General features: G+C 72.0%; 16 protein-coding genes. 8 read left to right on the plus strand and 8 right to left on the minus strand.

Features of this window, described 5'->3' with window-relative positions:
* Positions 1-79 precede the first annotated feature (79 nt).
* Positions 80-1,207, minus strand: a complete 1,128-nt coding sequence (locus ACH5A8_RS09785; RefSeq protein ID WP_398999911.1) for an alpha/beta hydrolase — start codon at positions 1,205-1,207, stop codon at positions 80-82.
* 226 nt (positions 1,208-1,433) lie between these two features.
* Between ACH5A8_RS09785 and ACH5A8_RS09790 the strand changes: the two genes are divergently transcribed.
* The 6 genes from ACH5A8_RS09790 to ACH5A8_RS09815 all read left to right on the plus strand — a co-directional run bounded on the left by ACH5A8_RS09790 (position 1,434) and on the right by ACH5A8_RS09815 (position 6,750).
* Entirely contained in the window at positions 1,434-3,245 is a 1,812-nt protein-coding gene (locus tag ACH5A8_RS09790) for a phosphatidylglycerol lysyltransferase domain-containing protein (protein ID WP_398999913.1), read from the plus strand.
* Positions 3,246-3,413: 168 nt separating this feature from the next.
* Complete coding sequence (gene folP / locus ACH5A8_RS09795; RefSeq protein WP_398999915.1) at positions 3,414-4,343, plus strand: dihydropteroate synthase; 930 nt, start codon at positions 3,414-3,416, stop codon at positions 4,341-4,343.
* Positions 4,340-4,840 carry a nuclear transport factor 2 family protein gene (locus ACH5A8_RS09800; RefSeq protein WP_398999918.1) on the plus strand — a complete coding sequence of 167 codons (501 nt, stop codon included), beginning with the start codon at positions 4,340-4,342 and terminating at the stop codon, positions 4,838-4,840. The genes folP and ACH5A8_RS09800 overlap by 4 nt, the downstream gene beginning before the upstream one ends.
* Before the next feature lie 260 nt (positions 4,841-5,100).
* Positions 5,101-5,460, plus strand: coding sequence for a dihydroneopterin aldolase (gene folB / locus ACH5A8_RS09805; protein ID WP_398999920.1), 360 nt, complete (start codon positions 5,101-5,103; stop codon positions 5,458-5,460).
* Complete coding sequence (folK, locus tag ACH5A8_RS09810; protein ID WP_398999922.1) at positions 5,457-6,068, plus strand: 2-amino-4-hydroxy-6-hydroxymethyldihydropteridine diphosphokinase; 612 nt, start codon at positions 5,457-5,459, stop codon at positions 6,066-6,068. Before folB ends, folK begins: the two co-directional genes overlap by 4 nt.
* A gap of 193 nt (positions 6,069-6,261) precedes the next feature.
* Positions 6,262-6,750 (plus strand): DUF3180 domain-containing protein, encoded by a 489-nt coding sequence (locus ACH5A8_RS09815; protein WP_398999924.1) that lies wholly within the window; start codon positions 6,262-6,264, stop codon positions 6,748-6,750.
* Between the two features lie 229 nt (positions 6,751-6,979).
* Here ACH5A8_RS09815 and folE read toward each other — a convergent pair whose 3' ends face one another.
* The 6 genes from folE to dacB all read right to left on the minus strand — a co-directional run bounded on the left by folE (position 6,980) and on the right by dacB (position 15,077).
* Positions 6,980-7,585, minus strand: coding sequence for a GTP cyclohydrolase I FolE (gene folE, locus ACH5A8_RS09820; RefSeq protein ID WP_398999926.1), 606 nt, complete (start codon positions 7,583-7,585; stop codon positions 6,980-6,982).
* 116 nt (positions 7,586-7,701) lie between these two features.
* Positions 7,702-9,741, minus strand: coding sequence for an ATP-dependent zinc metalloprotease FtsH (gene ftsH, locus ACH5A8_RS09825; protein WP_398999928.1), 2,040 nt, complete (start codon positions 9,739-9,741; stop codon positions 7,702-7,704).
* A gap of 185 nt (positions 9,742-9,926) precedes the next feature.
* Positions 9,927-10,487 carry a hypoxanthine phosphoribosyltransferase gene (hpt, locus tag ACH5A8_RS09830; protein WP_396318762.1) on the minus strand — a complete coding sequence of 187 codons (561 nt, stop codon included), beginning with the start codon at positions 10,485-10,487 and terminating at the stop codon, positions 9,927-9,929.
* A 110-nt stretch (positions 10,488-10,597) separates the two neighbouring features.
* The gene (gene tilS / locus ACH5A8_RS09835) at positions 10,598-11,791 is read right to left on the minus strand and encodes a tRNA lysidine(34) synthetase TilS (protein ID WP_398999930.1); all 1,194 of its coding nucleotides are present in this window, start codon (positions 11,789-11,791) and stop codon (positions 10,598-10,600) included.
* 197 nt (positions 11,792-11,988) lie between these two features.
* The gene (locus ACH5A8_RS09840; RefSeq protein ID WP_398999932.1) at positions 11,989-13,119 is read right to left on the minus strand and encodes a zinc-dependent metalloprotease; all 1,131 of its coding nucleotides are present in this window, start codon (positions 13,117-13,119) and stop codon (positions 11,989-11,991) included.
* A gap of 374 nt (positions 13,120-13,493) precedes the next feature.
* Positions 13,494-15,077 carry a D-alanyl-D-alanine carboxypeptidase/D-alanyl-D-alanine-endopeptidase gene (dacB, locus tag ACH5A8_RS09845; protein WP_399000641.1) on the minus strand — a complete coding sequence of 528 codons (1,584 nt, stop codon included), beginning with the start codon at positions 15,075-15,077 and terminating at the stop codon, positions 13,494-13,496.
* Between the two features lie 94 nt (positions 15,078-15,171).
* Between dacB and ACH5A8_RS09850 the strand changes: the two genes are divergently transcribed.
* Together ACH5A8_RS09850 and ACH5A8_RS09855 are read left to right on the plus strand one after the other, a co-directional pair.
* Positions 15,172-15,663 (plus strand): inorganic diphosphatase, encoded by a 492-nt coding sequence (locus ACH5A8_RS09850; RefSeq protein WP_176152061.1) that lies wholly within the window; start codon positions 15,172-15,174, stop codon positions 15,661-15,663.
* Between the two features lie 120 nt (positions 15,664-15,783).
* Complete coding sequence (locus tag ACH5A8_RS09855; RefSeq protein WP_398999934.1) at positions 15,784-17,532, plus strand: threonine/serine exporter family protein; 1,749 nt, start codon at positions 15,784-15,786, stop codon at positions 17,530-17,532.
* A gap of 37 nt (positions 17,533-17,569) precedes the next feature.
* On the opposite strand, the gene ACH5A8_RS09860 is transcribed toward ACH5A8_RS09855, so the two are convergent.
* Positions 17,570-18,763: a VTT domain-containing protein gene (locus tag ACH5A8_RS09860; protein ID WP_398999936.1), complete on the minus strand. Its 1,194-nt coding sequence runs from the start codon at positions 18,761-18,763 to the stop codon at positions 17,570-17,572.
* Between the last annotated feature and the right edge of the window lie 149 nt (positions 18,764-18,912).

Raw genomic sequence — 18,912 nt, forward strand, 5'->3', positions numbered from 1 at the left:
CCGCTTCAAGATCCTCTCTTCCGGATCTCGCCTTCGGGCACCCTTCGGACCCCTTACGGGATCCTTTTCAAGATCATTTTCAGCGTTCGCTCAGCCGTCCGCTCAGCCACTGCAGCGTCGCCGGGATCTCGCGCTTCCAGGTGTTGAAGTTGTGGCCGCCGCTGCCGAGGATGATCGACGAGACACGGGTCGTGTTCGTCGCCTTGACCGCGTCGATGAACTTCAGGGTGTTCTTGTAGTCGCTCTCACCCTGCCTGCTGCTGGTGACGAGCAGTGAAGTGTCGGGAGCCGGGAGGTGCTTGATGCTCCACATCAGATCGGCGCGATTCTTCAGATTCTTGTCGCCGTGGAAGAGATCGCCCGTCGTCGGGTCGATCGGCGCCTTGAAGTACGGCGACAGACCCGCGCCGGCCGCGTACACGCCGGGGTGGTGCATGGCGAGTTTCAGCGCGCAGTAACCGCCCGTGGAGTCACCGACGATGCCCCAGCTGCCCGGCGTCTTGCCGACCCGGTAATGGGCGAGCACGGCGTCGGGCAGGTCCTTGGCGAAGAAGGACTCGGTCTGCGGACCGCCGGGGATGTCCACGCACTCCGTGTCGCGCGGCGGCGCCACGGTCGGCCGCAGCATGATCAGGATCATCGGCTGCATCCGGCCCTTCTTGGCCAGGTCCTGCGCCGTGCGGGGGTAGTTGAGCTTGCTGATGAGCGCCTGGGCGGTGCCCGGGTAACCGGTGAGGACGACGGCCGCCGGGAACGTACGCGTGCGGTACTGCGGCTGGAAGTACTCCGGCGGAAGGTATATGAACGCCGGTGAGGCGATGTGGGTCGTACGGCCCACGATGTCCACCTTCTGGATCTGGCCCGTCAGTTGCGGCCGCGAGCCGTTGTTCGACTGCACCCGCTGGGTGCCGACCACCTGGAGCGGACCGCCCGCGGCTCCGGTCGCCGAGTGGTCTATGACGACCCCTTGGTCGGTCTCCTGCCCGAACAGGTCCGCCCAGCTGGCGTAGAAGCCGAAGGCCTGGTTGGCGGTGAGGCCGACGCAGGCGAAGATCGCCGTCTGGGTGGCCAGCAGGATACCGACGCGCCCGCTGACGGCACGCCAGTTGCGGCGCGCCAGACGCGGCCACAGCCACACCGTGGCGACGAACAGCAGCACGGCGAACACAACCGCCAGTACCAGCACTTTTTTGCTAGTGAGACCCATGGGCGCTCTTTCCTGCCTGTACTCCCGCCCGGACCGTCCCGCCGTCTTGGCGTGAGCTTGCCCCGAGCTTTCCCTGGCCTTTGACCCGGATTTCCGTCGGGGAGTGAACCTCTCTCCCCTGGACACCGTCCTAGAGGGCGCAATGTCGCCGGATGCCCGATCGGCACCGGATTCAAGGTCTCTCGCAGAACTACGGGATGCGATGTCTGTCAGGATAGATGGGGAAATGTCGGACGGGGTTCCGAGCCGGCCGGGCCGGGTGCGGCGCATACTCCGCGGCCCCCGCCCGGAGGCCGTCCCCACGCTGATCGGCAGGGCCTGCGCGGTCGTCGGTCTCCTCGACGTCGCCGCGGCCGTCTTCCCGCGCTTCCGGCACAGCCGGATGCACACCATGGTCGAGGTGCTGCCGGGGTCCTTCGGACCGTTCGTGGCGGCCCTCTCGCTCAGCGCGGGCGTGCTGTTGCTGCTGCTCGCGCACGGTCTGAAGCGACGCAAGCGGCGTGCGTGGCGGGCCGCCGTGATACTCCTCCCGGCGGGTGCGGCAGCCGAGTTCGTCTACCGCCACTCCGTCGTCGGAGTGATCATCTCACTCGCGCTGCTGGCGCCGCTCCTGATCCACCGCAAGGAGTTCGCGGCCCTGCCCGACCCGCGCAGCCGGTGGCGGGCGCTCACCAACTTCGTGCTGATGAGCGCCGGTTCGGTGGCCCTGGGCATGCTCATCGTCAGCACCCACCCGCACCGCGTGATCGGCGACCCCAGCCTGGCCGACCGGCTGACCCACGTGCTCTACGGCCTGTTCGGCTTCGAGGGCCCCGTCGACTACCAGGGCAACACCTCCTGGACCGTCGCCTACTCCCTCGGCGCCCTCGGCTGGCTCACCGCGGTCACCACGGCCTACCTGGCCTTCCGCCCCGAGCACCCCGCCGCGCGGCTGACCGAGGAGGACGAGGACAGGCTGCGCGCCCTGCTGGCCAAGCACGGCCGCCGCGACTCCCTCGGCCATTTCGCGCTGCGCCGCGACAAGGCGGTCGTCTTCTCCCCCAGCGGCAAGGCCGCGGTGACCTACCGCGTCGTCTCCGGAGTGATGCTCGCCAGCGGCGACCCGATCGGCGACGTCGAGGCCTGGCCCGGCGCCATCGAGCGCTTCATGGACGAGGCCAGGGCCCACTCCTGGACGCCCGCCGTCGTGGGCTGCTCGGAGACCGGCGGCGAGGTGTGGACCCGGGAGACCGGCCTGGACGCCCTGGAACTCGGTGACGAGGCGGTGGTCGACGTCGCGGATTTCTCGCTCGCCGGACGCGCGATGCGCAACGTCCGTCAGATGGTCAAGCGCATCGAACGGGCCGGCTACGAAACCCGCGTACGGCGCATCCGTGACCTCGGCGACGCCGAGCTGGAGCGGATCCGCCGGGCCGCCGAGGCCTGGCGCGGCACGGACAACGAGCGCGGCTTCTCCATGGCGCTGGGCCGGATCGGCGACCCCTCCGACGGAGACTGCCTCATAGCGACCGCGCACAAGCAGGACGACGAGCCGGGCGAGTTCGGCGACCTCAAGGCGATCATCCACTTCGTTCCGTGGGGCGAGGACGGCGCGTCCCTGGAGCTGATGCGGCGCGACCGCTCGGCCGACCCGGGCATGAACGAACTGCTGATCGTCGCCGCCCTCCAGGCCGCCCCGAAACTCGGCGTCGCGCGGATCTCGCTGAACTTCGCGATGTTCCGCTCCGCGCTGGCACGCGGCGAGAAGATCGGCGCCGGCCCCGTGCTGCGGGCCTGGCGCGGACTGCTGGTGTTCCTCTCCCGCTGGTTCCAGATCGAGTCGCTGTACAAGTTCAACGCCAAGTTCCAGCCCCGCTGGGAGCCGCGGTACATCGTCTACCGCGCCTCCTCCGACCTGCCGCGCATCGGCTTCGCCACCATGCAGGCGGAGGGCTTCGTCGACCTCGCCCTGCCGATGCCGCGCTTCCTGCGCCGCCGCCGGGCCGCCCAGGACCGCGCCTGTGCGCACCGGACCGAACGGGACGTCCAGGCGGCGTGAACCCGGCCGTCACGAGCGGGCCCCTGGACGCCACCGGCGCCGGGGCCCGCTCGGGTTTCCGGGCCCGTCCCTCCCCCGGTTCCCACCCCTGTCGCTCCCGATCCGGCCCCCGGTCCGGCCCCCGGCCCGGAGGCCCTGCCGTCCGCTCCCTGGGCCTACGCTGAACGTATGAGCAACCAGAGCGGGCGCGGCCGAGTGGCGGGCCTTCCGGCATGGGACCGCTGCGCGGTCATGGGGGTCGTGAACGTGACCCCCGACTCCTTCTCCGACGGCGGCCGCTGGTTCGACACGACCACCGCCGTCAAGCACGGCCTCGACCTGATCGCCCAGGGCGCCGACCTGGTCGACGTCGGCGGCGAGTCCACCCGTCCGGGCGCCACCCGCGTCGACGAGGCCGAGGAGCTCCGGCGGGTCGTCCCGGTCGTCCGCGGCCTCGCCGCCGAGGGCGTCACGATCTCGGTGGACACCATGCGCGCCCGCGTCGCCGAGCAGGCCCTCGCGGCCGGCGCGGCACTCGTCAACGACGTCAGCGGCGGCCTCGCCGACCCCGGCATGATCCCGGTGGTCGCGGACACCGGCGCCCCGTTCGTGGTCATGCACTGGCGCGGCTTCCTGGAGGGCGGCAACGTCCGGGGCGTCTACGCCGACGTCGTCACCGAGGTCGCCGACGAGCTGCGCGCCCGTGTGGAGGCCGTCCTGGAGGGCGGCGTCGCCCCGGACCGCGTCGTCGTCGACCCCGGCCTCGGCTTCTCCAAGGACGCCGGGCACGACCTGGCCCTGCTGGCCCGCCTCGACCGACTGCTGGGCCTCGGCCACCCCGTGCTGGTCGCCGCCTCCCGCAAACGGTTCCTCGGCCGGGTGCTGGCCGGTCCGGAGGGCGCGCCGCCGCCCGCGCGCGAGCGCGACGCCGCCACGGCCGCCGTCTCCGCGCTCGCGGCGCACGCCGGCGCATGGGCGGTGCGCGTGCACGAGGTGCGCGCCACGGCCGACGCCGTGCGGGTCGCCCACGCCGTGGAGCAGGCCCGCGCCGCCGGCGCCGCACCGTCCGGCGACACGCCCGCCGCCGACCCGGCCGGCTCCTCCGAGGGAGCCCGGTGAGCGCGCCCCACACCGACGTCGAACAGGTCGAGGCGGCCAACACCGCCTACTACGAGGCGCTGGAGCGGGGCGACTTCGAGGAGCTGTCCTCGCTCTGGCTCACCCCGTCCGACCTCGGCGTCGACGAGGAGTACCACGACCCGGCCGACACCGGCGTGATCTCCTGCGTGCACCCGGGCTGGCCGGCGCTGACCGGCCGCGGCGAGGTGCTGCGCTCGTACGCGCTGATCATGGCGAACACCGACTACATCCAGTTCTTCCTCACCGACGTGCACGTCTCGGTCACCGGCGACACGGCCCTGGTGACCTGCACCGAGAACATCCTCAGCGGCGGCCCCGCCCCCGGCGACGGCGACGAGCTGGGCCCGCTGGTCGGACAGCTCGTCGTCGCCACGAACGTGTTCCGGCGCACCTCCCTCGGCTGGAAGCTCTGGTCCCATCACGCCTCCCCCGTTCTGTCCGAGAACGGCGATGACGACGACGACACCCCCGCCTGAGCGGGCGGGCACCCGGCGCGGACCCGCACGGGAGCCCGCGAGTGGCCGGAATCACGGGACCGGGGGCGAAGGCGGCCGGTGAGGCGTGGGAAGGCGGGCCCGCCAGGGTAAACGCACGTCGGGACCACCCGGGGCGGGCCCCTCGCCCGTCCCCCGCCGCCCGGCACTGTCGGTGCTCGCGGGTAGATTCGTCCGAGACCGGTGTGCCGCCCGCACGCGGCAGGCACCGGCCGTCACCGACGACTGCAGGAGTGATTCGCGTGGATCGTGTCGCGCTGCGCGGCCTGAAGGCCCGCGGGCACCACGGAGTGTTCCCCAAGGAGCGCGAGGACGGCCAGACCTTCCTCGTCGACCTCGTCCTGGGTGTGGACACCCGGCCGGCCGCCGCCGACGACGACCTGGCGAAGACCGTGCACTACGGCATCGTGGCCGAGGAGGTCGTGGCCGTGGTGGAGGGCGAGCCGGTGAACCTCATCGAGACGCTCGCCGAGCGCATCGCCCAGGTCTGTCTGAAGCACCAGGGGGTCCAGCAGGTCGAGGTCTGCGTCCACAAGCCGGACGCCCCGATCACCGTCCCCTTCGACGACGTGACCGTCACCATCACCCGGAGCCGAGTATGACCCGACCTTTCCGCCAGGGTCACAGCGACCCGACCGTCCAGCCGGTGCCCGCGTCCGTCGTCGAACAGGTCGACGCCGCCGACACCACCCTCAGCAACCCGAAACGGGCCGTGCTCTCCCTCGGCTCCAACCTCGGCAACCGCCTGGAGACCCTCCAGGGCGCCGTCGACGCCCTGGAGGACACGCCCGGCGTGCGCGTCAAGGCGGTCTCCCCCGTCTACGAGACCGAGCCCTGGGGCGTCGATCCCGGCTCCCAGCCGTCGTACTTCAACGCGGTGGTGGTCCTGAAGACGACGCTGCCGCCGTCCTCCCTCCTGGAGCGCGCCCACGCCGTCGAGGAGGCCTTCAACCGGGTCCGGGACGAGCGCTGGGGCCCGCGCACCATCGACGTCGACATCGTCGCCTACGCCGACGTCGTCTCCGACGACCCGCGCCTCACGCTGCCGCACCCGCGCGCCCACGAGCGCGCCTTCGTCCTCGCCCCCTGGCACGACGTGGACCCCGAGGCGCAGCTCCCCGGCCGCGGAGCCGTGGCCGGTCTGCTCGCCTCGGTCACCCGTGCGGGCGTCGAGCCGCGCGCGGACCTGGAACTCCGGCTGCCCGAGTAGTCGTTAAGGTCTAGGGCGTGTTTCGAAAGTAGCGTCGCGAGCCAGACGGGACTTTCGAGACACGCCCTGGAGCTGCGACCGGAAGAGGTTCACCGGCCACAGCACCGACGACGTACGGCACGGCCGGACCCACGACCGGGTCCGGCCGGAACGCCCACGCCCGACCACGGTCCGGGGGAGCTGAAGGGACACCGTGAAAGAGCTGCGCATCAGGGTGCTGGTCGGCGTGTTCGTCGTGGCCGGAGTGCTGTCCTGGGCGGCGGCCCGCCTGTGGAACGCGGTGGGGACGCTGCCCAGCGTGCCGCTGGCCGCGCCCATCGTCCTCGCCCTGATCGCCGCCGTCCTGCTGTCCACGGCGCTCTCGCTGCGCGCCCGGCTCAAGGCCCAGCGCGAGCGCCGGCCCGGCGCCAAGGGCGTCGACCCGCTGATGGCCGCCCGGGCGGTCGTCTTCGGCCAGGCCAGCGCCCTGGTGGCCGCCCTGGTCTCCGGGATGTACGGCGGCACCGGCGTGCTCCTGCTGGAACTGCTCGACATCCCCGCCCGCCGCGACCAGGCCGTCTACGCGGCCTTCTCGGTCCTGGCCGGCATCGCGGTGATAGCGGCGGCGCTGTTCCTGGAGCGGGTCTGCAAGCTCCCCGAGGACGACGACCAGGACCACGGCGGCGCGGAACCCGCCTCCTGACCCGCCCGCCCCGCACGCCCGTACGGGCGGGCCGACGACCGACGGACAGACCGGCGACGGACAGACCGATCGGCCGGGCCCGTCGGGCCCGTCGGGCGTCGGCCGGCCGAGAGGCCCAAGGGCGGCCCGCTGACGGGCCGCCCTTGGGTCTTTCGTTTGGATCACGCCGGGCTCGCGGGCCCTGGCACCGCTCCCTGACCCGGCCTGATCCAAACGAAAGACCCTGAGGTCAGCGCGCCATGATGAGGCTCATCGCCTCGTTGCGCGTCGCGGCGTCCCGCAGCTGGCCGCGGACCGCCGAGGTGATGGTCTTCGCGCCGGGCTTGCGGATGCCCCGCATCGACATGCACATGTGCTCGCACTCCACGACGACGATGACGCCGCGCGGCTCCAGGATCTCCATCAGCGAGTCCGCGATCTGCGTGGTGAGTCGTTCCTGCACCTGCGGACGGCGGGCGTAGACGTCCACGAGCCGGGCCAGCTTGGACAGACCCGTGATCTTTCCGCTGGAGGACGGGATGTACCCGACGTGGGCGACGCCGCGGAACGGGACGAGGTGGTGCTCGCAGGTGGAGAACACCTCGATGTCCTTCACCAGCACCATCTCGTCGTGGCCCAGGTCGAACGTCGTCGTCAGGACGTCCTCGGGCTTCTGCCACAGCCCCGCGAATATCTCCCTGTACGCCCGCGCCACGCGTGCTGGCGTGTCGAGCAGTCCCTCGCGGTCCGGGTCCTCGCCGACCGCGATGAGGAGCTCGCGCACGGCGTTCTCGGCGCGCTTCTCGTCGAACTCGCCGATCGTGCCCTCGCCGTCCAGCGTCACGGGGTCGGTCATGTGAAGCCTCGTTCCTGTGTGTCTCATCAGCGGACATACGAATGCCGCGCCCCCCAGGCTAGAACCAGGGGGGCGCGGCATCCATTCCGGGGCCGCAGGGGGCTCCGATGCTCCGGTCAGCTCTCCGGACGGTCCTCCGGCGCCTGCTCCGTGGCCGGGGCGGGCTCCGTCGCCGTCGACTTCACGGTGCTGATCGACGCCGTCGCGCCGTTCGCCCCGTTGGTCAGGGCCAGCTCCTTGGGGGAGAGGACCGGCGGGCGGGTGGAGGGGGTGCGGCGCGAGGAGCCGGTCCACGCGGGCCGCGGCGGGCGCTTCACGATCGGCGCGAAGATCTCCGCGATCTCCTCCTTGCCCAGGGTCTCCTTCTCCAGGAGCGCCAGGACGAGGTTGTCGAGGACGTCGCGGTTCTCGACCAGGATCTCCCAGGCCTCGTTGTGCGCGTTCTCGATGAGCTTCTTGACTTCCTCGTCCACCAGGGCGGCGACCTCTTCCGAGTAGTCGCGCTGGTGGGCCATCTCACGGCCGAGGAACGGCTCGGTGTTGTCGCCGCCGAACTTGATGGCGCCGAGACGCTCGGTCATGCCGTACTGCGTGACCATCGCGCGGGCCGTGGAGGTGGCCTTCTCGATGTCGTTCGCGGCGCCCGTGGTCGGGTCGTGGAAGACCAGTTCCTCGGCCGCCCGGCCGCCCAGCATGTAGGCGAGCTGGTCGAGCATCTCGTTGCGCGTGGTCGAGTACTTGTCCTCGTCCGGGAGCACCATCGTGTAGCCGAGGGCACGGCCCCGGGACAGGATCGTGATCTTGTGGACCGGGTCGGAGTTCGGCGAGGCCGCCGCGACCAGGGCGTGACCGCCCTCGTGGTACGCGGTGATCTTCTTCTCCTTGTCCGACATGATCCGGGTCCGCTTCTGCGGGCCCGCGACCACACGGTCGATCGCCTCGTCCAGCATCTTGTTGTCGATCAGCTTCTGGTCGCTGCGGGCCGTGAGCAGCGCGGCCTCGTTCAGGACGTTGGACAGATCGGCGCCGGTGAAGCCGGGGGTGCGGCGGGCGACGGCGGACAGGTCGACGTCGGGCGCGACCGGCTTGCCCTTCTGGTGGACCTTGAGGATCTCCAGGCGGCCCTGCATGTCGGGGCGGTCGACCGCGATCTGGCGGTCGAAGCGGCCCGGACGCAGCAGCGCGGGGTCGAGGATGTCCGGGCGGTTGGTGGCGGCGATCAGGATGACGCCGCCCTTCACGTCGAAGCCGTCCATCTCGACGAGCAGTTGGTTCAGCGTCTGCTCGCGCTCGTCGTGACCACCGCCGAGGCCGGCGCCGCGGTGGCGGCCGACCGCGTCGATCTCGTCGACGAAGACGATCGCCGGGGCGTTCGCCTTGGCCTGCTCGAACAGGTCGCGGACCCGGGAGGCGCCGACGCCGACGAACATCTCGACGAAGTCGGAACCGGAGATCGAGTAGAACGGCACGCCCGCCTCGCCCGCGACGGCACGCGCGAGCAGGGTCTTGCCGGTGCCGGGCGGGCCGTAGAGCAGCACGCCCTTGGGGATCTTGGCGCCGACGGCCTGGAACTTGGCCGGCTCCTGCAGGAACTCCTTGATCTCGTGGAGTTCCTCGACGGCCTCGTCCGCGCCCGCGACGTCCGAGAACGTCGTCTTCGGGGTGTCCTTGGTGATGAGCTTGGCCTTGGACTTCCCGAAGTTCATGACCCGGGAGCCGCCGCCCTGCATCTGGTTCATCAGGAACAGGAAGACGACGACGATGAGGACGAAGGGCAGCAGGGAGAGCAGGACGCCCACGAAGGCGTTCTGCTTGGTCGGCGAGACCGTGTAGCCCTTCGGGATCTGCTTGTCCTGGTACTTGGTCTGCAGAATGTTGGCGATGTCGACGCCCTGGTCGCCGATGTAGCTCGCCTGGATCTTCGAGCTGCCTTCGACCTTCTGGCCGTCCTTGAGCTCGACCTTGACGGTCTGCTCGTCGCCGGTGGTCAGCTTGGCCTGCTGGACCCGGTTGTCATTGATCGCCGCTACGACCTGGCCTGTGTCCACCGTCTTGTAGCCGCCGGACGAGCCGACGACTTGCATCAACACGACCACGGCAAGGACGGCCAGCACGATCCACATGACCGGCCCACGGAAGTATCGCTTCACGTCCATCCATACGGAGCGGTTCCGCCCCGTCCCTCCTGCCATAGTGAGTTTGATAAGACAGTTCTTCTGACGGTACCCCAGCATCGTGGCTCGAAGCCGCACGGGAGAGCCGGCGTCCCCGTCTGCATGCTCCAACGGCTCCGAGACCGCCGGGGTTCCCGATCTACGTACGGGGCTCGGGCCCCCGGCGGTCAGCCGCCGTAGACGTGGGGGGCGAGCGTACCGACGAACGGCAGGTTGCGGTACTTCTCGGCGTAGTCCAGGCCGTAGCCGACGACGAACTCGTTGGGGATGTCGAAGCCGACCCACTCCACGTCGATGGCGACCTTCGCGGCGTCCGGCTTGCGCAGCAGCGTGCACACCTTGAGGGAGGCGGGCTCGCGGGAGCCGAGGTTGGAGATCAGCCAGGACAGGGTCAGCCCGGAGTCGATGATGTCCTCGACGATCAGGACGTGCCTGCCCTTGATGTCGGTGTCGAGGTCCTTGAGGATCCGCACGACGCCGGAGGACTGGGTGCCCGCGCCGTAGGACGACACGGCCATCCAGTCCATGGTGACGGGGGTGGACAGCGCCCGGGCCAGGTCGGCCATGACCATGACGGCGCCCTTGAGGACACCGACGATCAGCAGGTCCTTGCCCGCGTACTCCGCGTCGATCTTCGCGGCCAGCTCCGCCAGCTTCGCGTCGATCTCTTCCTTGGTGATGAGCACCCGCTGAAGGTCGGCACCCATGTCTTTCGCGTCCACCCGCATCACTTTCGGTCGGTCGTGCCACCGGCTGTTCCGGCCCTCCCCTCCGGGGAGACCGGCCGTCCGGTACCTCCCCCGAGGGGGGAACCGGCGCCTCCCTGGAGAGGAAGGATTCAGCCTTGCCGAATCACCAGTCTGCCACCCTGCCGCTGGGCGACGACCCTGCCCGGGAGATTGATGGCTCCCTGACCGCGCCAACCGGTGATCAGCCGGTCGACTTCCTCGATGTGGCGGGCGAACAGGGAACCGGCCGGGGCGCCGGCGTCGATGGCGGCGCGGCGCAGCACGCGGCGGCGCACCGCGGGCGGCAGGGCGGACAGTTTGGCGCACTCCAGCCGGCCGGCGTCGTCCCGGACGGCGGCGTCGGCCTGCCCGGCCCAGGCGTCCAGGGCGTCGGCGTCGTCGCGGGAGAGCTGGGCGGTGCGGGCGAGGGCCTCGACGACGCCCTTGCCGAGGGCCTTCTCCAGGGCAGGCAGGCCCTCGTGCCGTAGCCGCGAGCGGGTGTAGGCGGGGTCGGCGTTGTGCGGGTCGTCCCAGACGGGCAGGGACTGGACCATGCAGGCCTTGCGGGCGGTCTGGCGGTCGATGTGCAGGAACGGGCGCCGATAACGGCCGCCGGCCCCCGAGACCGCGGCCATTCCGGACAGGGAGCGGATGCCGGACCCGCGGGCGAGGCCCAGCAGCACGGTCTCGGCCTGGTCGTCGCGGGTGTGGCCCAGGAGGATCGCGGCGGCGCCGTGGTGTTCGGCCGCGGCGTCCAGGGCGGCGTAGCGGGCGTCGCGGGCGGCGGCTTCCGGCCCGCCCTCGCGGCCCACGGCGACGGCGACGGCGTCGACCGGGTCCAGGCCGAGTTCGCGCAGCCGCTGGGCGACCTCGCCGGCCCTGAGGTCGGAGCCGGCCTGCAGTCCGTGGTCGACCGTGACGCCGCCGGCCCGGATGCCGAGCTTGGGGGCCTCGAAGGCGAGGGCGGAGGCGAGTGCCATGGAGTCGGCCCCGCCGGAGCAGGCGACCAGCACGAGCGGGGACGGCGAACGCTCGTCGTGGAGCCGCGGGCCGGGCGCGGGGCAGGGGGTGTTCTCCCGGGTGCGGCCGGGGGCGGGCATGCCGAGCGGGGAACGCCCGGGTGGCTGTGCGGCGCGCGGGCCGGGTGCGGCGTGCCGTGTCCGGGCGCCGTGGGCGGGCCGCACGAGGTGCGCGGTCCGCGGGCGGGGCGGCCCGGCGTCGGGCGCGGTCTGCTCGTCGAGGATGTCGTTCAGGACGCGGCGTACCGCCAGGCGTATCGCCGCGACCGCAGGATGGGGACCCATGTCCGGTTCCCTTCACGGAGTTTTTCGGGGGGTGAGCCCGAGATCGGTCACTCAGAGTGTGTCGATGGTGACAGAAACGGGCCGTTCCCCGAGCATTGCACGCCTACCCATTGCCTACGGTCCCTCGGACGGGTGATTGGAGGGGCGTTCGCCTGCCGTCGGCCGGATTCGGTTCGCCCCGTCCGTACACGAGTTCCTCACTCGGCCCTGCGGTGCACCCGCGCGACCCAGTCCGCCGGTTTGGCGATCTCCGCCTTGGTGGGGAGGGTGTTCGGGGAGGTCCACACGCGGTTGAACCCGTCCATGCCGACCTGGTCGACGACGGCGCGGACGAACCGCTCGCCGTCCCGGTACTGCCGCAGCTTGGCGTCCAGGCCGAGCAGCTTGCGCAGGGCGCTGTCGAGCCGGGAGGCGCCCTTGGCGCGACGCTGCTGGAACTTCTCGCGGATCTCCGCCACCGTCGGCACGACGTCGGGTCCGACGCCGTCCATCACGTAGTCGGCGTGGCCCTCCAGCAGCGACATGACAGCGGTGAGCCGGCCGAGGATCTCCCGCTGGGCGGGGGTCTGCACCAGCTCGACCAGGGACCGGCCGCCGTCGTCCTCCTCGCCCTCGGGGCGCCCGCCGACCAGCGACTGGGCGGCGTCCCGCACCCGCTCCAGGAACGCCGTGGGGTCGACGTCGGTCTCCGACAGGAAAGACTGGATTTCGCCCTCGAGGTGGTCGCGCAGCCAGGGCACCGCGGTGAACTGCGTGCGGTGCGTCTCCTCGTGCAGGCACACCCACAGGCGGAAGTCGTGGGGCTGGACGTCGAGTTCGCGTTCCACATGGACGATGTTCGGGGCGACGAGCAGCAGCCGTCCGCCGCCGCTCAGCCCCGCGGGCAGCTCCCGGCCGGCCGGGGCGAAGGTCTCGTACTGGCCGAGGACGCGGGAGGCGAGGAAGGACAGCAGCATGCCGAGCTCCACGCCGGTGACCTTGCCGCCGACGGCGCCGAGGACCGCGTTGCCGGGGCCGCTGCCGCGCCGCTCCTGCATCTTGTCCAGCAGCGGTTTGAGGAGTTCCCGGAACCCGGCGACGTTCGCCCTCACCCAGCCCGGGCGGTCGACCACGAGGACAGGCGTGTCGTGGGTCTCCTCCGTGCCCAGTCGGGTGAAGGCCCGGACGTGCTCCTCGGAGACCTTGGCGTGCCGGCGCAGCTCCGCGACGACCGCCCGGGCCTCGTCCCGGCTCACCTCGGGGCCCGGCCTGACCAGCCGGGTCGCGGTCGCCACCGCGAGATTCCAGTCGACCATCCCGGGACTTGCGGCACCACCGATGCTCGTCATGCGTCAACGGTACGTGAGCGCCGCCGCTCGGGGCAGGCCGTGACGGTGGTGCGCGGGTGGGCTACGCCGCCGCGGGGGCGGTCGTCGGCCGGTACGCCCCCTTGCCGCCGCCCGGGGCGCAGGCGGCGGCCGGGGCGCAGGCGGCGGCCGTCGGTGCTCGTGCGGTCGCTTGAGCGCAGGCGGCGGCCGGCGCCGCTCGGACGGTCGCTCGGGACGCAGCCCGGCCGGCGCCGCTCGTGCGGTCGCCCGGGTCGTGGGCCGCGCCCGCCCGTTCCGTCCGGCGCGACGCCCGCCCGACAGCGCGGGCGTGGGAAGCGGTGCCGCCCGCCCACGGGGCGGGCCCCCGGCGGAAAGGTTTCCGCCGGGAGGGCGTCCTAGCGGCAGCCGCAGGCCGCCAGCGCCGTCGCCGTCCGGTCCAGGGCCGACTGGGCCGCCTGGGGGTCCGTGGTGCCGTCGGTCAGGAAGGCGAAGGCCAGGAGGCGGCCGTCACGGTCGACGGCGGTGCCCGCCAGGGTGTTCACGCCGGTGAGGGTGCCCGTCTTGGCCCGTACGATCCCGGCCGCGCCGTCCCCGGCGTAGCGGTCGGCGAGGGTGCCGGTGAAGCCGGCCACCGGCAGGCCGGTGAGGACCGCGCGCAGTTCGGGGCGGTGGGGGTCGGCGGCGGTGCGCAGCAGGGCCGTCAGCAGGGTCGCGGTGAGCCGGTCGGCGCGGTCCAGGCCGCTGCCGTCGTGGAACGCGGAGCCCGCGAGGGGCAGTCCGAGCTTCCCCAGCTGCGCGGTGATCGCCTGCGCGCCGCCGGTGAAGTCGGTGCGCCGGCCCGTCGCCGCGGCCGTCTGCCGGGCCAGGCCCTCGGCGATGTCGTTGTCGCTGTTGGTGAGCATGCGTTCGACCACGTCGGACAGCGGGGGCGAGGACACGCTCGCGAGCGTGTCGGCGCGTCCGGTCGCCTTGGCGGGGCCGGGGTCGGAGACCTTGATGCCGTGGCCGGCCAGGAAGCGGCCGAAGGCGCGGGCGGCGTCCGCCGCCGGGTCCTCCACCCGCGGCGCCGGGCCGCTGGACGAGTCGTCGGTGCGGCCCTCGTCGGCAGTCAGCGCGGTGACCCGGGCCACGTTCTCGTTGACGCCGATGGGGTGCAGGTCGGACCCGGCGTACAGGGTGGTGTCGTACGACAGCGTCACCTCGCGCAGGCCGCGCCCGGCCAAGGCCTTCGCCGTGGTGTCGGCGAGGGTGCGCAGGGAGGCCCAGCCCCGCGCGTCCGCACGGGCGGTGAGCGTGGGGTCGCCGCCGCCGACCAGGACGAGTCTTCGGGTGCCGGGCTCCAGCGCCGCGCGGGTGGTGAGGCGGTGGTCGGGGCCGAGGGCGGACAGGACGGCCACCGCGGTGGCGATCTTGGTGATGGAGGCGGGGGTGAGCCCCTGGCCGGCGCCCCGGTCGTAGAGGGTGCGGCCGTCGGCGACGTCGACGACCGCGGCGGAGTGGCGGGCGCCGAGGGCGCGGTCGGCCAGCAGCGGGTCCAGGACGTCGGCGAGCGACGTCGTGCCGGAGGCCGACCGGACCTTCGGACCGGTGCCGTCGAGGCCTTCCAGCACCGCGGCGGCGCTGGGCGCCGGCGCCGGTCCGTCCGCCCGGGCGGTGGACGTAGCGGACGTATCGGAACCGCGGCCGTGATCTGTGCCACCCGCGTGCTCCAGGGCGGCTGCCCGCTCCCGCTCGGCCGTACGCTGACCGGTGGAGTCCCAGGGGCCGGCGGCGGTCACCACACCGGCGGCCAGTGCCAGCCCGGCGGTGGCGGCGCCGGCGGTGTACCACCAGTTCCCCGGCCGGGCCGACCGTGATCCGGTGCGCCCGGCGAGTCGTGCGACCAGCGGACGCGCGGACCGTGCCGCCCGCGCGACGCGCGGTCGTGCGGACCGCGCCAGACGTGCCAGACGCGGCCTCGCGGCCTGCCAGCCCCTCAGCTCCGGCACGACGACCAGCCCCTTTCGCGATCACACACCTGCGTGAGGGACACTTAATCACCAGAACTATGTGCTGATCATGGAGGAGCCACCGGTGGAGTTCGACGTCACGATCGAGATTCCGAAGGGTTCGCGGAACAAGTACGAGGTGGACCACGAGACCGGTCGTATCCGCCTTGACCGTCGACTCTTCACTTCGACCAGCTACCCGGCCGACTACGGCTTCGTCGAGGACACCCTCGGCGAGGACGGCGACCCGCTGGACGCGCTGGTCATCCTGGATGAGCCGACCTTCCCGGGCTGCCTCATCAAGTGCCGCGCCATCGGCATGTTCCGGATGACGGACGAGGCCGGCGGCGACGACAAGCTGCTGTGCGTGCCGGCGTCCGACCCGCGGGTGGAGCACCTGCGCGACATCCACCACGTGTCGGAGTTCGACCGCCTGGAGATCCAGCACTTCTTCGAGGTCTACAAGGACCTGGAGCCCGGCAAGTCGGTCGAGGGCGCCAACTGGGTCGGCCGCACCGACGCCGAGGCGGAGATCGAGCGTTCCCGCAAGCGCTTCCAGGAGCAGGGCGGTCACTGACCGTACGACGCCCGCGGGCCGCGTACTCCCTTCGGGAAGGACGCGGCCCTTCGGCATGCCGGTGGCCCTTCCCGCGCATACTGAGGCATACGGAAGGTGTCGTTCAGGGAGCGTTGCCCAGTGACGGATGCGGAGGACCGCAAACCGCAGTCGGACGAGGCGAGGAGCGCCTTCAAGCCTCCGTCGACCTCGTCGGTGACGCAGGTGATCCCGGTGCCGAAGACGGCCGCGGCGACCCAGACGGGCCCCGCGGTCGACAACGAGTCGTCCACGACGTCGGAGTTCGCCCTCCCCGAGGGCCTGGCGGCGCCCAAGGCGGGCAGCGAGTCCGAGACCACCTCGGAGTTCGCCCTCCCGAACGGCCTGGGCGTCCCCGAGCCGCCGGTCGCCGAGCCCGAGGGGTCGGCGTTCACCCCGCCGAGCACCTACACCGCCCGGCAGGCGCCGGCGGCCTTCACCCCGCCGAACGGCACTCCGGCGGTCAGCCTGACCAAGGACATCCCCTGGCAGGACCGCATGCGCACGATGCTGCGCATGCCGGCCACCGAGCGGCCCGCGCCCGAACACGTGCAGAAGGCGGAGGAGGGCGGCCCGGCCGTCCCGCGCGTCCTCGACCTGACCCTGCGCATCGGCGAGCTGCTGCTCGCCGGCGGCGAGGGCGCCGAGGACGTGGAGACCGCGATGTTCGCGGTGTGCCGCTCCTACGGCCTGGACCGCTGCGAGCCGAACGTCACCTTCACTCTGCTCTCGGTCTCCTACCAGCCGTCCCTGGTGGACGACCCGGTCTCCGCCACCCGCGTGGTGCGCCGCCGCGGCACCGACTACACGCGCCTGGCGGCCGTCTACCGGCTCGTCGACGACCTGAGCGACCCCGAGACCCACGTCTCCCTGGAGGAGGCCTACCGGCGGCTGGCGGAGATCCGCCGCAACCGCCACCCCTACCCCGGCTGGGCGCTGACCGGCGCCGCCGGGCTGCTGGCGGGCGCGGCCTCCTTGCTCGTCGGCGGCGGCCTGCTCGTCTTCGCGGCGGCGGCGGTCGGCGCGATGCTCGGCGACCGGCTGGCGTGGCTGTGCGCGGGGCGCGGGCTGCCGGAGTTCTACCAGTTCACGGTGGCCGCGATGCCCCCGGCCGCGATCGGCGTGGCGCTCACGGTGGCGGACGTCGACGTGAAGGCGTCCGCGGTCATCACCGGTGGTCTCTTCGCGCTGCTGCCCGGGCGGGCCCTGGTGGCGGGCGTGCAGGACGGGCTGACCGGTTTCTACATCACCGCCTCCGCGCGCCTGCTGGAGGTCATGTACTTCTTCGTCGGCATCGTGACGGGCGTCCTGCTGGTCCTGTACTTCGGGGTGAAGCTGGGCGCCCAGCTCAACCCGGACGCGGCGCTGATCGGCAGCGAGCGGCCGGTGCTCCAGATCGTCGCCTCGATGCTGCTGTCGCTGACCTTCGCCGTGCTGCTCCAGCAGGAGCGGTCCACCGTCCTGTGGGTCACGCTCAACGGCGGGGTCGCCTGGGTGGTGTACGGCGCGATGCACCTGGTCGGCGACATCTCGCCGGTGGCCTCCACGGCGGTCGCCGCGGGGCTGGTGGGCCTGTTCGGGCAGCTCATGTCCCGCTACCGGTTCGTCTCCGCGCTGCCCTACACGACCGCCGCGATCGGTCCGCTGCTGCCGGGCTCGGCGACGTACTTCGGTCTGCTGGCGATCGCGCAGAACAACGTCGACAAGGGGCTCGTGTCGCTGGCCAAGGCGGTGTCCCTCGCCATGGCCATCGCGATCGGCGTGAACCTGGGCTCGGAGATCTCGCGGCTCTTCCTGCGGATCGGCTCCGCCGGCAAGCGCCGGGCCGCCAAGCGGACCAGGGGCTTCTGAGCCCCGGCCCGCCCCGGCGCGGGTTCCCTGGGGTCTCTCAGGGGGCGCGGTAGTAGCCCTGGTTCCGCGGGTCCGGCCGGCGCCGGTCCGGGTCGTACTCGCCCTGCTGGTCGGCGTAGGGCTGCTGGTCGGCGTACGGGTGCTGACCGGCGTAGCGCTGCTCGTCGCCGTAGGACTGCTCGTCGCCGTAGGGCTGCTCGTCGCCGTAGGGCTGCTGACCGGCGTAGGGCTGCTGGTGGTGCTGCGGCGGGTACGGCTGCTGCTGGGGCTGGTGGGCGTACGGCTGCTGCTGGTGCCCGTAGGGCTGCTGATGCTGCGGTGACTGGTGCTGGGGGTGCTGCTGCTGGTGGCCGTACCGCTCGCCGTGGTGCCGGGGCTGGTTCTGCTGCTGGTGGCCGTACTGCTGCCGGCCCTGCGGGGCGTCCTGGTCGCCGTACGGCTGGCCAGGCGGCTGCTGCCGGGCGCCGCCGGCGGCCGGGTGGGCCGGGTCGATACGGCGCAGGCGGGTCGTCGCGTCGTCCGCGACCGGCTGCCCGTACGCCTGCTGCCCGTACGGCGACTGCTGTGCGAGGGCCGGCTCCTCGTCCCGGGCGGGAGCCTGCGGCTCCTTCTTCGCCTTGGAACGGGCCCTGAGGAACTCGATGCCGATCGGCACCACCGACACCAGGACGACCAGGATCAGGATGGCCTCGATGTTGTCCTTGACGAAGGCGATGTTGCCCAGCCACGAGCCGAGCAGGGTCACGCCCGCGCCCCACAGGACGCCGCCGATGAGGTTGAAGACCAGGAACGAGCGGTACTTCATGCCGCTGACGCCCGCGATGATCGGCGTGAACGTGCGCACGACCGGGACGAAGCGGGCGAGGACCAGGGACTTGGGGCCGTACTGCTCGAAGAACTCGTGCGCCTTGGTGACGTTCTCCTGCTTGAACAGGCGGGAGTCCGGACGGTTGAAGAGGGACGGGCCGACCTTCCTGCCGAACATGTAGCCGGCCTGGTCGCCGAGGACGGCGGCGATGCAGATCAGAACGATCGCGGCCCACAGCGGGAAGTCCATCTGATGCGAGGTGATCAGCAGACCGCACGTGAACAGCAGGGAGTCGCCGGGCAGGAAGAAGCCGATGAGCAGGCCCGACTCGGCGAAGACGACGAGGAGCAGGCCCCAGATGCCGAAGGTGTCGAGAAGGTGGTTCGGATCCAGCCAGCTCGGGCCGAGGGCGAGCGTCGTCACGGTACCGGGCTCCTGAGGGGGTGAGGAAGGACGGCGGCGCTACGGCCCCCGTGGTTGGTACTGCCGCACAACGTATCAACGGATGATGCGGAGCCCAGGTTCCACCAGGTCCGAAGGGAAGCGCTGTGCGCCGGCCGGGTACACCCTGT

Source organism: Streptomyces sp. NPDC018610, assembly GCF_044391765.1.
GTDB lineage: Bacteria > Actinomycetota > Actinomycetes > Streptomycetales > Streptomycetaceae > Streptomyces.

Coding starts and splice junctions, on each gene's coding strand:
- ACH5A8_RS09785 (WP_398999911.1), bottom strand. CDS start 1,207: ATGGGTCTCACTAGCAAAAAAGTGCTGGTACTGGCGGTTGTGTTCGCC.
- ACH5A8_RS09790 (WP_398999913.1), top strand. CDS start 1,434: ATGTCGGACGGGGTTCCGAGCCGGCCGGGCCGGGTGCGGCGCATACTC.
- folP (WP_398999915.1), top strand. CDS start 3,414: ATGAGCAACCAGAGCGGGCGCGGCCGAGTGGCGGGCCTTCCGGCATGG.
- folK (WP_398999922.1), top strand. CDS start 5,457: ATGACCCGACCTTTCCGCCAGGGTCACAGCGACCCGACCGTCCAGCCG.
- folE (WP_398999926.1), bottom strand. CDS start 7,585: ATGACCGACCCCGTGACGCTGGACGGCGAGGGCACGATCGGCGAGTTC.
- ftsH (WP_398999928.1), bottom strand. CDS start 9,741: ATGGACGTGAAGCGATACTTCCGTGGGCCGGTCATGTGGATCGTGCTG.
- hpt (WP_396318762.1), bottom strand. CDS start 10,487: ATGCGGGTGGACGCGAAAGACATGGGTGCCGACCTTCAGCGGGTGCTC.
- tilS (WP_398999930.1), bottom strand. CDS start 11,791: ATGGGTCCCCATCCTGCGGTCGCGGCGATACGCCTGGCGGTACGCCGC.
- ACH5A8_RS09840 (WP_398999932.1), bottom strand. CDS start 13,119: ATGACGAGCATCGGTGGTGCCGCAAGTCCCGGGATGGTCGACTGGAAT.